Genomic DNA, 12,995 nt, shown 5'->3' with positions numbered 1-12,995 from the left:
TTATTCTTATTTAAAGAAAGCTTGCACTTTCGGATCAGTTGAGATAGACAATTCCTCAAAAGTGCCTTCGATATAATTGATACCGTCAACCAATAAAATCATTCGGTTCGAAATTACTCTCGCACAATCCACATCGTGGGTGATAATTATTGCAGAGGTGTTGTATTTTTGTTGAATAGACATCATCAACAGCAAAATTTCTTTTGCAGTAATGGGATCTAATCCAGTTGTAGGTTCGTCATACAGAATTATTTTTGGTTGCAGAATCAATGTTCTGGCCAAAGCGATTCGGCGTTTCATTCCACCCGATAATTCTTCGGGCATTAAATTAATGGTTTGAGCCAATCCCACATTTTCTAATGCTTCCATCACTAAGGGCGTGGTGTCTTTAATGACTCCAAACTTTTTTTTGTGACGACGCAATGGAAATTCTAGATTCTCGCGAACCGTCATCGAATCGTATAATGCGCTTCCTTGAAAAAGAAATCCAACTTCTGTCCGTAAATCGTCCAGTTCCTCCCGATTGAGTTCGCTGATATCTTCTCCCATCACAACGATAGAACCACTGTCTGGCTGCTCTAATCCAATTAAGCATTTGATCATCACTGATTTTCCGGAACCTGATTTCCCCATAATCACCAGATTTTCTCCTTCATTCAGCACCATATTAAAACCATCCAAAACATGATTATCACCATAACTTTTTCGCAAGTCTTTGATTTCTATAATTCGGTTTTGATTGGGTGTCGGGATACTCATAATCGTTATAAATCATAAAATATATCAGTAACAAATACAGCAATAAAGTCAATAATGAATAACAGCATCGACGTGAAAACCACTGCCGAATTAGCAGCTAAACCCACACCTGCGGTTCCTTTCTTGCAATAATATCCTTTGAAGCAACCTACTAATCCGATGGCAAAACCAAAAAAGAATGTTTTAATAGTTGCGGGTATTAAATCACCAAATTCCAAGGCATCAAACACCTTATTGTAATACAATAAAAAGGAAACGTTTCCTTTGATGTTTTCGACTAGAAAAGAACCAAATATTGCAATAGCGTCTCCAAAGAAAACCAAAACGGGTAGCATAAAAGTGGTAGCCAAAACTCGGGTCACCACTAAATATTTAAACGGATTAGTACCGGAAACTTCCATGGCATCAATTTGTTCTGTCACCCGCATCGAACCTAATTCAGCACCGATACCAGAACCAATTCGGCCTGCACATATCAAAGCGGTTATAATAGGACCAATTTCTCGAATCAACGAAATACTTACCATTGATGGCATCCAAGAAACGGCGCCAAATTCCTGCAACGTGGGACGCGATTGCAAGGTGAATACCAATCCAATAATAAATCCCGTAACTGCCACCAGGAGCAGGGAACGATTTCCCATATTAAAACATTGTCGTAAAAACTCTTTGAACTCCATTGGGCGTTTGAACGTTTCTTGAAAAAAACGACCAGCAAAGTAGGAGAGTTCGCCAATTTCAAGTAAAAAAGCCTTGAATAATTCCCTTATTTTTGAAAATGTATTCATAACCAAATGAATTAGTTTTTAACAGAAAACAGCTACTCAAATATATAGTTATTTATCTGATTATCAGTGCTATGAAAAGTGTTGTTTGCCTATTATATTGACGGTTTTGTCGAGAATATATTAATTTTAAAAAATAACAGCATTTATGTAGCCGTTATTTTTATTCGGGCGAATAATTTCAATTGTAAAATGGAATATGTAGAAGTGATTTTTGTTAAGAATTATGGGCAATACAATTTTTTGGAAATAATGCTGAGTTTTTCTCTAAAAAAGTGAATCACTTTCTAACATTTTAATATCGATGCTCTATTTGTTTAAAAAAGTGTCTAGATGGAATTACAGTAATTGGTTCAACATTATTAAAGAAGTATTAAAGATTGAATTTCCTTAGAAATAATATAATTGGAAGAGAATAAAAACTCTTATTAAACTATCTTTTTCTGTTTTTAATCCATTTTTCTATTTCCACAGCCCAAAAAACAATACTTGATACTGCCAATGTGACTAGCAACTCATTTAATGTGAGTGGTTGCGTTTTGAAAATTTCATTAAAAAAAGGCGTGTAAATTATCATCAGTTGAAGCGCAACAGTTAAAACTAAAGAACCTAACAAAGGTTTATTTGTAAACACTCCTATTTTAAAAATTGATTCTCTATCAGATCGGATTGCCATTACATGTCCTAATTGGCTAAAGCAAAGAACGGTGAACGCCATCGTTTGCCAGTGTGTATTTTCCTGATGTATTGCCCAAGCTTGCATACCAAGAGTTACCAAGCCCATTAAAAACCCTACCCATAAAATATGTCCTGCCATTCCACCAGCAAAAATATTTTGCTTCGGATCTCTTGGGGGACGATTCATAATGTTTGCTTCTGACGGTTCTGACGCCAAAGCTAAACCTGGCAAACCATCAGTCACTAAATTGATCCAAAGGATATGAACTGCCATTAGAGGTACTGGTAACGACAAGAACGGAGCCAAGAAAATAGCCCAAATCTCTCCGCTGTTACTCGTCATGGTATATTTAATAAATTTCAAAATGTTATCAAATATTCTTCGACCGTGTCGCACAGCTATGACAATAGTAGCAAAATTATCATCGAGCAAAATCATGTGGGATGCTTCTTTTGAAACTTCTGTCCCATTGATTCCCATGGCGATTCCAATATCGGCATTTTTAAGAGCTGGTGCATCGTTTACGCCGTCGCCTGTCATTGCCACAAATTGATTTTTGCTCTGTAAAGCACTTATAATTTCTAATTTTTGTTCAGGATTTACACGAGCATATACTTTGACTTTTTCAACAATATCTTCAAATTGCGATATCGTCAGTGCCGATAGCTCCGTACCGGTCACTATTAAATCTTCATCTGAAGTGACAATACCCAGATGCTTTGCAATAGCTTTTGCAGTTAGTTTGTGATCTCCAGTAATCATGACAGGAATTATGCCAGCTTGTTTACATTCTGCTACTGCTTGTTTTGCCTCTTCCCTTGGGGGGTCAATCATTCCGGCAAATCCAATAAATGTGAGGGAGTTTTCTATTTCGGCAGCAATTAATTTTTCAGGCAAGAATTGAAATGATTTCATTGCATATCCCAAAACGCGATACCCTTTTTCAGCCATGTTGTTTACTTCGTGCTCTAATTGAGGGATGAGTGATTTTTGATTATCCACAAGTTTATGCAGTAATACATCTACAGCTCCCTTTGTTATAGCGACAATTCCATCTTCTGTTTTATGCAAAGTTGTCATGCATTTTCGCGTTGAATCGAAAGGTAATTCTGCAATTCGTGGGAAGTTTAATTCCAAAGAAGTTCGTTCCAAATTTTTATCGTAAGCATATTGTACTAGGGCAACTTCTGTAGAGTCACCAAGCCATAGCCCATCTTTATCTTTAGAAACATCATTGTTTAAAGCCATTGCATTAAGTAATCCACTAGTTCCGGTAAAAACAGAATTAAATTTTTGGTCTTTTATTTCATAAACCTCTTGTACGGTCATTTTGTTCAACGTCAAGGTTCCCGTTTTGTCTGAACAGATGTAGGTAACGGATCCTAATGTTTCTACAGCTGGTAATTTCCGGATTAGAGCATTACTTTTTACTAATCGCTTAGCGCCAAATGCAAGTGCAATAGTAACGAGCGCAGGCATAGCCTCTGGTATAGCGGCTACAGCGAGAGAAATAGAGGTAATCAACATCACTAAAATGGGTTCGCCACGCAGCCATCCTAAAAGAAAGATAACCGTACAAATAAGGAGTATGCCTACTGATAATCGTTTTCCAAAAGCGGCTAATCTTTTCTGTAAAGGTGTATCGGTTTCGCTTGTCTGAATCATTTTAGCAATATGGCCTAGTTCAGTTTGCATTCCCGTTGCTACAACATAAGCTAGCGCCCGTCCATTGGTGATGTAGGTTCCTTTAAATCCCATATTAGTTTGATCACCTAACGCATAATTTCCCTTAGAAAGTTCCTCTATGTTTTTTTCTACATTATTGGATTCGCCGGTAAGGGCAGATTCGTCGACTTTTATTTGATAAGTTTCAAAAAAACGGATGTCTGCCGGAATAATATTACCAGCTTCAAGCACGACAACGTCCCCTGGAACCAAATCTGAAGCTGGTACGTCCATCATTTTTCCTTCCCGCAAAATACGCGCAAGATTTGCTGCCATTTTTTTTAAAGCTTCCATCGCTTTTTCAGCCCGAAATTCTTGGATGAATCCAACGACAGCATTAATAATAATGATAGCAAGAATAATAATAGTATCTGTAAGATCTCCTACAATTCCCGAAATAATTGCTGCCGCGATCAGAATCAGAATCATAAAATCGGATAACTGAGAAAGAATCATCTTGAAAATACTCTTCTTTTTCGAATCTTCAATTTGGTTTTGGCCATACTCCTTCAAGCGCTCTGAGGCTATAATTGAATTGAGGCCACTTGGAGTTGTATTCAACAACAAGATTATTTCGGAAAGTGGGAGTAGGTGCCAGTTCATCGCTTTAGTTTTTATCTTTTATAGTATAATAGACCCATCATAAGTACATAAACTAATGCAATCAAGGCTGTGTCAATGGCGAGTTTCCATTTTTTTTCTTCCTTAAAGACAATTCCTATAATTCCTATTGCCGTAATAATAATAGTGCCAAGGACGGGTATAATGTGATTGGGACTTGTAAATTGTAAAATAGGACCTTTGGTGTACAGCATATCGTTAAAGGCGAGTATGGCGATATTAAAAATGTTGCTTCCAAAAACATTTCCAATCGCCAAATCGATAGTTCCCATCCGTATAGCAGCAATTGATACGACTACTTCTGGTAATGAAGTGGAAGCGGCAATGAATAATGTTCCAAAGAAACTTTGTCCCAAGCCACTGGCCTCTGCAAGGTGTTCGCCAAAATAAGGCAGTGCCATCGCGGCAGCCATCAGAATAATAGCATTGAATGTATATCTCAACACTACTTGTTTTAAAGTAAGGGAATAGGAATGCTCCTCCGTTTCTCTTTTTTTTCTATCTTTTTTATCGTATAAAAACACTACTCTTATGGCAATTAAATAGAAGACAAGAAACAAAAGACTGAATTCTCCAATCCAAAAGATAGTCCCAAAAGTATTGGGCATCAAGATCGCAAAAGCCAGTAAAGTCAACAGTATTATTCCAAACGAAGCGGCAATGACATGTCCTGTTTGTGCTGCAGCTGTGATGGGTTTCTTATGATCATAAAATAGATCCATAATCGAGATTATTAGGATGTTAAATGCACAACTTCCTACAATATCTCCAACGGCTAAATCCGGAGCATCCAAAAATACTACTGAACTTATTCCGTTCATCAATTCTGGCATCGATGTTACGGATGACAAAAGAATTATTCCCATAAACATTTTCCCCCAACCCATGATATCTGCCATCATATCGCCGTACTTAGAAAGCCTAGAACCTGTTGCTACAATCACTGCGGTTGCTATCAAGAAACCTATACTATCAAAATATAAAGAATTCATCTCAAAATAATTATTTCGTTATTTTCTCTTATTTCACCTGCAATATTACTTTTGTAGATAATAATGTAGGGAGATCTTATGTCAGGAATTGTAATTATTTTTTTTCTCTTTTTAGGGAAAATTTTAGTTTCTTAAAAGTGCCCAGCGATATTATTTTGTTGGAATTGTTAGCAACGGAAAAGGAATATGATTAGCCATTTTCTTAGTTACACTTTTCTCAAATAATCGGTCCCACATTCCTTTTCGTTTTAACGGATTCATTACTATCATTTCAGTGTTATCTATTAAGGTTTCCTCTAAAATGGTTTTTGTAATATCCTTTCCTGCACTGTGATTGAACGAAAATTCGAAGTCTTTAAAATAATTTTGAATTGATTTTTTATATTTTGTAAAGTCATCATCTGCTGTAAAAAATGTTAGACCCCAATCAATATGTAAAACGTTAATGGAAGCATTGAATACCTCGTTAAACTTTAATAATGTCTCGAGAACCTTTTTATCTTTTTTACTATAATTAGTGGCGTATGTGATTTTTTTTGGAATTCTGAATTTATATTTATTTGGTATGGCTAAAACAGGACACGTTGCTTTAGTCATGACTTCAGCGGTAAAACTACCTATTAATTGTTCTTTCAAACCACTGGCGCCATTAGTACCCATTATTATCAAATCTACCTTTTTTTTCTTGCAAAATTCAATAATTTTTATACCTTCAGGACCTTGATCAACGTGAATTGATATGGAGAGAGACGGTTTTTTTTTCAAGATATTATTTTGAATGGTAGCTAGCCTATCCATTAATTTTTTTTCATTCTCGAGATTTTCTTTTTGGCTCACTGAAAGCAAATAAAAACCACTCTCAAAAGGAATAAAGCTATGGTACAAAATTAATGAAGCATCCCAAAGTACTGCTAAGTGCATTGCATAATTTATAGCGGAATCAGCTGGAATGGAGAAGTCTGTAGGTACAAGTAGTGTTTTCATAAAGGTTCAAATTTTTTAAAATAGTTATTTATTGTTTATATTTCGAGATTTTAGATGTTGGTTTTGTCTATATTTTGCCATATCATCATTAAATATAGGTCATTTCTTTGACAACCACAATCTAACTTTAGTTTTAAAAATAGCTTGACGGTATCATTTTACTAGCGTATTAAATTTCGGGCTTATTTAACTTTCATACAATCGCAGTCTGTTTCTCAGCGTATTTAATTCATTGTGTAAACCATCAATCTTTTGTAACAAATTAAGAACTACATCAATTCCTGCTATGTTTACGTCTAATTCCTTATGAATACGTATTATTTTTTCGATTTCATAAATTGCATCCGAATCAATATATTCCTTAGATTCAATCGTTTTAATTTCGAGTAAACCCATTTCGCTGAGGTTGGTGAAAAAAGACAGTTCCACAGTATAAAGAATGCACAATTCAGGTATCGGGATCAGGTTTTCCATTTTCATAATTTTCTTAGCGTAGCGAGTTCCGTGAATAATTCTTTTTCTTTTTCAGAAAGATTAGTTGGGATTTGTATTTGATAAGTCAAGTACAAATCACCAAATTCTCCTTCTTTTTTATACACAGGAAATCCTTTTCCTTTCAGTTTAACTTTTGTTCCGTTCTGGGTTCCGGGTTTTACGGTCAGTTTTACTTTTCCGTCAAAAGTGTCAGCGGTAATCTCGCCACCCAATAGCGCAGAATACAAATCTAAATCGACTGTTGAATAAAGGTTGTGCTTATCCAATTTAAAATTAGTGTGATTCGCTACTGTAAACGTAAGGTACAAATCACCTTTGGGACCGCCACTAGAGCCTTCACCACCCATGCCGCTAATTTTTATTTGTTGCCCGTTTTCGACACCAGCAGGAATGGTAATGCGAATGTTTTTGCCATTAATAGTCAATGTGCGTTTGTGCGTCGTGAACACGTCTTTAAGTTCCAGATGCAGTTCAGCATTAAAATCCTGTCCTTTGAACTGCCCACTCCTACGGCCACCGCCACCAGAGGCTCTACCACCAAACATCGATTCAAAAAAATCAGAGAAATCACCACCGCCACTGAATCCTCCTCCGCTAAAACCGCCTTGTTGTCCATTTTCATGGTATTGTCGTTGCTGTTTGGATTTTTCAAATTCTTCCGCATGTTGCCAGTTTTCGCCGTAATCATCATATTTCTTACGATTCTCCGCATGGCTCAAAACTTCATTTGCTTCATTGATTTCCTTGAATTTTTTTTCGGCTTCCTTGTCGTTAGGATTTAAATCGGGATGGTATTTACGCGCAAGTTTGCGATAGGCCTTTTTAATCTCGGCTTCGGTTGCTTTTTTGTCCACTTCAAGGATTTTATAATAGTCTATGAATGCCATTGCGCTTGTGTTTTTCTTTTTGATTTCTTGTGTATTTCAATTCTATTCTTGTGATTTTTCAATTCAAATTCACTTAATTTTTAAAGTTATTGTACTTTACTGGGGTTACAATTAGATGAATTAGAAATAAGCTATCAAAAATCAATTATAAGTTGTAAATGTATTTTCCGTTTTATATTGGAAAAAATTCATTGTCTATGGTTTTTATACCTTTTTTGTGTTTTAAATCAAAAAGTACGGCTTTGTACTTTATGAATTCAGCATCTTTTGGATTAATTTGGAGCACAAAATTTATTTTCCCTAATAAATGTTCTAAGTAATTCTTTTGGTCAATCTCCTTATATTCGCGGTGTTCCTCAAAACCAAATTTCTGGATGTAATAGAGGGCTTGTCTCAATTCATTGCGTTTTTTGAAAATAACTTGTGGTTTCTGATTTACCACTATACCAGTAACCGTTTGTCGCATATTTGGCGTCATCAGGTTGGTTTTTTTTGCATTGATTCGAAGCCCCATTTTTTCAACGGTTTCTGTCACTTTTTGAAGCAATTCATTCTCATCGAAATCGCCAGAAAAACTCATGTCGTCGGCATAACGGGTATAGCGAATTTTATAATCTTTGCAATACGAAGCAATTTCGGCATCAGCTTGTTTGAAAATGAGATTTGAAAGATAGGGACTCGTGGGAGAACCTTGTGGCAAAGTTCCGTCTCGAGTGCACAATCTGGTCAGGAATTTTGATATTATTTTGGAATATCCCAATTTTAGGAATACATTTTGTACAGTTTCCATGCGAATTGAGGGAAAGAAATTTTCTAAATCCAGCGTAAAAACTTTAGGTTGTTTTTTGTGGAATCTCAAGTTTTCCATCAATGTTACTTTTGGTTTGTATGCTTTAGCAAAAGGGCTGATAGGCACTTTATATAGTATGCTTCTGAGTATCCAAATTTGTATTTCCTTCAAACTGGGAAGCGGCTCAGAAATGAGTCGTTTAGTACCATTTTTTTTAGCAACTTCGAAATCACGATAAAAATAGTTAGGAAACAACGATGCTTTTTTCAGGTATTCTTTTTTATATCCCACAAGCGATGATAAATGAGAAGGATTATAAATCACTGGTACTTCATGTAAAAATAAAGCCTCGGCATAATCCAGACAACGTTGAATATTGGTCAGGGAATAACCTGTTTTATGGGCTTCCTTAATAAACGCATCTTTATAATGTGTAAAATCCATAGAAATAAATTTTTAATGGGATAGAGACTTTTATATCTCTATCCCAATTAAGAAAACCGGTTTAAAAGTTCGGAGCTCTGCGGAGAATCTTTTAAACCTGGTGCTTGAAAGAACATTCAATTACAGAACAGTGACTCACGGCTCCATCGCTAACCTGGGCTAACAAATTTCTTTTAAAAATGAATTAAAAAAATAATTCATCCTGATTAGGCACAAATATTTTTTTACAGTCTAATTTCGGAACTTGTCTCTCAAAATCTTTTTGGATCCAATCCTCTTTCTTATCGGTTTTTTTTCGGTGTGGCTTCATTTTTTTTAAATCATAAATCAATAAAAAATAGATTTAAAAGCTTAATTGTTAAGTTGTTATATATATAAATTTACAAAAAAAAATGAAGTAAGTACATAAAATTTTTAAAAATTTTAACTTTAATTTAAATCCTGTTAGCTTTAGAATTTAGAATTTGAATCAATTAATTGTTTTTTAATTATAGAATCGTTTGTAAGGGGTGTAAGTGACTATTAATTCTACTATTCTGGTGATACCATACGAAACTAGATAGATGAATTTCATTAATACTGTAGTTTTGGTTTTCAGAGATTCGGGAGTTATGTTTTGGCATTGTTCAATAACTTCATTGAGGTGTGTTTGAAATCGTGCTGAAAAGGAAATCGATTGTATTTCGACATTCATTTCCAGACTTCCGTAGGAACTCAAATTATTCAGGTTAAAAGAACCGATTGTAGACCATTTGCCATCAATCACAGCTGCTTTTCCGTGTAAAATGGATTGATTCCATTCGTATAATTCAATGTTATAGTGGAGAAGTTTTCCATACAAAAAGCAAGTGGCCCGTCTTGTCATTGGAAGATCTGATTTACCGGATAAAATCAATTTGATGGTTACTTTGTTTTTTGACGCTTTTTTCAAAGCTCTAATAATCCGGATTCCTGGAAGAAAATAACTGCCCACAATGATGATCTCCTTTTTGGCGTGCCTTATGGATTTTATATAGCTGTCACAAATTTCATTTTTTCCTTTTAACCAGTCATTCTGAAGGATGCGAACAGAAGTATCTTGCTGGTATTGAAATGCTGATTTTATTTTTTTATTTTGAAAGTGTCTTTTCTTAAAATAAATGTCGTGACAAAGTTGTTGAAGCGGTTTTGCAATTTCTCCGTTTATTTGAACGGCGTAGTCCAGCCAAGGTTTTTTGGTGACGGACCCACGGTATTTGTCTGCAATATTTATGCCGCCCACCAGCGCAACTTTTGCGTCAGCGACAAGAACTTTACGATGCAATCTCCGTCCAAGATAAAAAGTGTAGGTTGAAAATAAAGGGGCAAAAAAACGAATATGTATTCCGCTATATTTGAGTTCTTTTATCACCTCAGCCGGAAAGGACAAAGAACCCAAGCCATCCAGAAGTACATAAATTTCAACTTTGCGAAGCGCGGCTTCTTTCAATGCAGTAAGAATTCTTTTTCCTGTGGTATCATTTTCAAAAAGATACATTTGTAGGTGGATTTCAAATTTTGCCTGTTGTATAATAGCTTCTAAACGGGAAAAGTAATCTTCGCCACTGTGAACCAACTCTAATTTTTTTGGGACTGTAGAACTATCGATAGTTTTTATCATGCGCTTTATTTATAGTAACTTCGTTAATCAAAATAAATTCCATTAAATTTTCGAGGTCCAAAGTTCCAGCAACTTCATTATTTTCCATAACGAGTATTAATCTTGATTTATGCAGTTGTATGAGTTCAAAAACATTTTCCAGAAGTGAATGCGCATCAAGAAAAATCAAATTCCTGTCCATAACATTGGATATAAATTCTTCTTCCCCTTTATTGGAAAGGGCCATTATAATTTGATCTCGATTGAGTGTTCCAACGGGAATACCTGATTCCGTGATTAAAAAATTCTTATTTTGACTATTCAAAACTAATGCAACGGCAGTTTTTACAGTGTCAGTAGCCTCAATTTTGGGATAGTCTTTCATGATTACGTCATGGACTTTAAATCCTTTCAGCATAAATTTAGATTCAGTGTAATCCGCTTCAACTTGAGCGCCTATAATGACAAAAATACCAATAATAACTAAAAAAGGGGAGGTGAAAAAGCCTAAAAGTATAAATCCCAAAGCAAGAAATTGACCTATACGCGCCGAAATTCGGGTTGCAATATGCCGCTGTAATCTGAAGGATAATATAGCACGTAAAATGCGGCCGCCATCCATAGGAAACGCTGGGATTAAATTAAAAACAGCCAGCCAGAAATTCACAAAAAAGAAATTCAGAAAGAAATTATTGGCATTGACCCCACTGGATAATTCAGCCATCAGTTGTTCTGAAGTATTAGGTATGGTGATGAAAATTCCGGTTATCAGTGCCAAAGTGATGTTTACCAAAGGGCCCGCAATAGCCACAATTAATTCTTCGATGGGTTTTTCAGGAATTTTTTCGAGTCGGGCTAAACCGCCTATGGGCAAGAGGGTGATGTCTTTTGTATTTATGTGGTATTTTTTTGCTGCCAAAGCATGGCCTAATTCATGCATTACTACAGTTATGAAAATACTCAAAATAAACACAACTGACCACAGTATTTGAGTCGCATTTTGTCCTAAACGATAATTAATGAAAATGATAAACAAAATCAGTAATGAGAATGTCCAATGAACAAAAATGCCTATGTCTGCTATTTTTCCGAGTTTAAAGGAACCTTTCATTGGGTGATTTTTTAGGAGTTTGTTTTGATAAATAATCAAGTTCTAAGGATAAATATGCTGTTTTTATTTTTAAAAATAAACAGAAGTTTTCCATCAACTTATTTCATTTTCCGAAATACCATTATACGCCCAAGCATTTAAATTGGCAATCGTTGTATGGGCAATTCCTGCCAGCGTTTCATTCGTCAATAAACCTTGATTTCCCGTAATCAAGACATTAGGGTAGGAGCGGAGTTTCAAAAACAAAAGGTCTGTAATGGGAGCTTCGGTATGTTCTATAAAGAATAGGGATTCTTCTTTTTCATATACGTCTAGACCAACAGCAGCAAGGGTTTTGTTCTCTACTGCTTCTATTAAATCTTCGGTATTTACGAACTTCCAATGTGCTGTGTTAATAAAAATAATTCCTTTTTTGCAAAACGAAAATTGAGTTTTGTCAAACAAAATTTTAGATGAACTATTCCAAAAAGAATGTATGGACAGCACATCAGCGGCAGCACAAACTTCCTCGAATGTCAAATAGGATATTGGGATTTCAGCTAGCAGCTCTTTGTTTTCTTGGCTATCAAAGGCGACAATTTTACAACCAAATCCATGCATAATTCGTGCAAAAGTTGCACCTATTTTTCCGGTTCCAATAATACCAACTGTTTTTCCGTGCAAATCAAAACCCACTAAATGATTCATTCGATAATCTCCAAGGTCCATTAATCGTTGTCCCAAGATCAATTTCCTGTTTAGTGCCAATACCAAACCAACCGCATGCTCAGCAACGGAATAAGGGGGATTACTGGGTACATTTGCGACCTTCATCGCCAGAGATTTTGCCCTTGGAACATCAATAAAATCAGAACTTACTCCCCGCAACGCAATGTATTTAACACCACAGTTGTAGAGTTTTTGCAAAACTGCTTCTGAAGCCACATCAGAATTAGACAGCGAAACGGCATCAAATCCTTGAGCTAAATACGCCGTGCTTTCATCCAAATGCTGCTCCGTAAAAACCAACTCGTGGTTTCCATGAGCTGCTTTTTCAATAAATGGTTTTTCAAAGCCAAAGATGCTGTATACTAATACTTTCATTTTATTTTTTTTAATATCATTT

General features: G+C 35.6%; 11 protein-coding genes. All 11 read right to left on the bottom strand.

The features are described 5' to 3' along the window. Positions 1-6: 6 nt before the first annotated feature. Positions 7-759 (bottom strand): ABC transporter ATP-binding protein, encoded by a 753-nt coding sequence (locus tag E0F91_RS03730; protein WP_132065014.1) that lies wholly within the window; start codon positions 757-759, stop codon positions 7-9. Positions 760-764: 5 nt separating this feature from the next. Further along, a complete protein-coding gene (locus tag E0F91_RS03725; protein ID WP_132065013.1) occupies positions 765-1,547 on the bottom strand; it encodes an MlaE family ABC transporter permease in 783 nt (260 codons plus the stop codon). Between the two features lie 430 nt (positions 1,548-1,977). Further along, positions 1,978-4,551: a cation-translocating P-type ATPase gene (locus E0F91_RS03720; RefSeq protein ID WP_132065012.1), complete on the bottom strand. Its 2,574-nt coding sequence runs from the start codon at positions 4,549-4,551 to the stop codon at positions 1,978-1,980. An 11-nt stretch (positions 4,552-4,562) separates the two neighbouring features. Next, complete coding sequence (locus E0F91_RS03715) at positions 4,563-5,561, bottom strand: sodium:calcium antiporter (protein WP_132065011.1); 999 nt, start codon at positions 5,559-5,561, stop codon at positions 4,563-4,565. A 150-nt stretch (positions 5,562-5,711) separates the two neighbouring features. Continuing rightward, a complete protein-coding gene (locus E0F91_RS03710) occupies positions 5,712-6,545 on the bottom strand; it encodes a universal stress protein (protein WP_132065010.1) in 834 nt (277 codons plus the stop codon). 186 nt (positions 6,546-6,731) lie between these two features. Continuing rightward, entirely contained in the window at positions 6,732-7,019 is a 288-nt protein-coding gene (locus E0F91_RS03705; RefSeq protein WP_243698831.1) for a chaperone modulator CbpM, read from the bottom strand. Positions 7,020-7,021: 2 nt separating this feature from the next. After that, positions 7,022-7,927 carry a J domain-containing protein gene (locus E0F91_RS03700; RefSeq protein WP_132065008.1) on the bottom strand — a complete coding sequence of 302 codons (906 nt, stop codon included), beginning with the start codon at positions 7,925-7,927 and terminating at the stop codon, positions 7,022-7,024. A gap of 172 nt (positions 7,928-8,099) precedes the next feature. Next, on the bottom strand, positions 8,100-9,161 hold the full coding sequence (locus E0F91_RS03695) for a reverse transcriptase domain-containing protein (RefSeq protein ID WP_132065007.1): 1,062 nt from the start codon (positions 9,159-9,161) through the stop codon (positions 8,100-8,102). Positions 9,162-9,645: 484 nt separating this feature from the next. Continuing rightward, positions 9,646-10,800 carry a phospholipase D-like domain-containing protein gene (locus E0F91_RS03690; protein ID WP_132065006.1) on the bottom strand — a complete coding sequence of 385 codons (1,155 nt, stop codon included), beginning with the start codon at positions 10,798-10,800 and terminating at the stop codon, positions 9,646-9,648. Beyond that, the gene (locus tag E0F91_RS03685) at positions 10,781-11,890 is read right to left on the bottom strand and encodes a site-2 protease family protein (protein ID WP_132065005.1); all 1,110 of its coding nucleotides are present in this window, start codon (positions 11,888-11,890) and stop codon (positions 10,781-10,783) included. Before E0F91_RS03685 ends, E0F91_RS03690 begins: the two co-directional genes overlap by 20 nt. A gap of 93 nt (positions 11,891-11,983) precedes the next feature. After that, positions 11,984-12,973 carry an NAD(P)-dependent oxidoreductase gene (locus E0F91_RS03680; protein ID WP_132065004.1) on the bottom strand — a complete coding sequence of 330 codons (990 nt, stop codon included), beginning with the start codon at positions 12,971-12,973 and terminating at the stop codon, positions 11,984-11,986. Positions 12,974-12,995 lie beyond the last annotated feature (22 nt).

Origin of the sequence: Flavobacterium sandaracinum, assembly GCF_004349135.1 — a bacterium.
GTDB lineage: Bacteria > Bacteroidota > Bacteroidia > Flavobacteriales > Flavobacteriaceae > Flavobacterium > Flavobacterium sandaracinum.
Note: the sequence above shows the minus strand (reverse complement) of the source record. Positions and strands in the feature narration are given on the sequence as shown.

Coding starts and splice junctions, on each gene's coding strand:
- E0F91_RS03695 (WP_132065007.1), bottom strand. CDS start 9,161: ATGGATTTTACACATTATAAAGATGCGTTTATTAAGGAAGCCCATAAA.
- E0F91_RS03715 (WP_132065011.1), bottom strand. CDS start 5,561: ATGAATTCTTTATATTTTGATAGTATAGGTTTCTTGATAGCAACCGCA.
- E0F91_RS03730 (WP_132065014.1), bottom strand. CDS start 759: ATGAGTATCCCGACACCCAATCAAAACCGAATTATAGAAATCAAAGAC.
- E0F91_RS03710 (WP_132065010.1), bottom strand. CDS start 6,545: ATGAAAACACTACTTGTACCTACAGACTTCTCCATTCCAGCTGATTCC.
- E0F91_RS03690 (WP_132065006.1), bottom strand. CDS start 10,800: ATGATAAAAACTATCGATAGTTCTACAGTCCCAAAAAAATTAGAGTTG.
- E0F91_RS03680 (WP_132065004.1), bottom strand. CDS start 12,973: ATGAAAGTATTAGTATACAGCATCTTTGGCTTTGAAAAACCATTTATT.
- E0F91_RS03685 (WP_132065005.1), bottom strand. CDS start 11,890: ATGAAAGGTTCCTTTAAACTCGGAAAAATAGCAGACATAGGCATTTTT.
- E0F91_RS03700 (WP_132065008.1), bottom strand. CDS start 7,927: ATGGCATTCATAGACTATTATAAAATCCTTGAAGTGGACAAAAAAGCA.
- E0F91_RS03725 (WP_132065013.1), bottom strand. CDS start 1,547: ATGAATACATTTTCAAAAATAAGGGAATTATTCAAGGCTTTTTTACTT.
- E0F91_RS03720 (WP_132065012.1), bottom strand. CDS start 4,551: ATGAACTGGCACCTACTCCCACTTTCCGAAATAATCTTGTTGTTGAAT.
- E0F91_RS03705 (WP_243698831.1), bottom strand. CDS start 7,019: ATGGAAAACCTGATCCCGATACCTGAATTGTGCATTCTTTATACTGTG.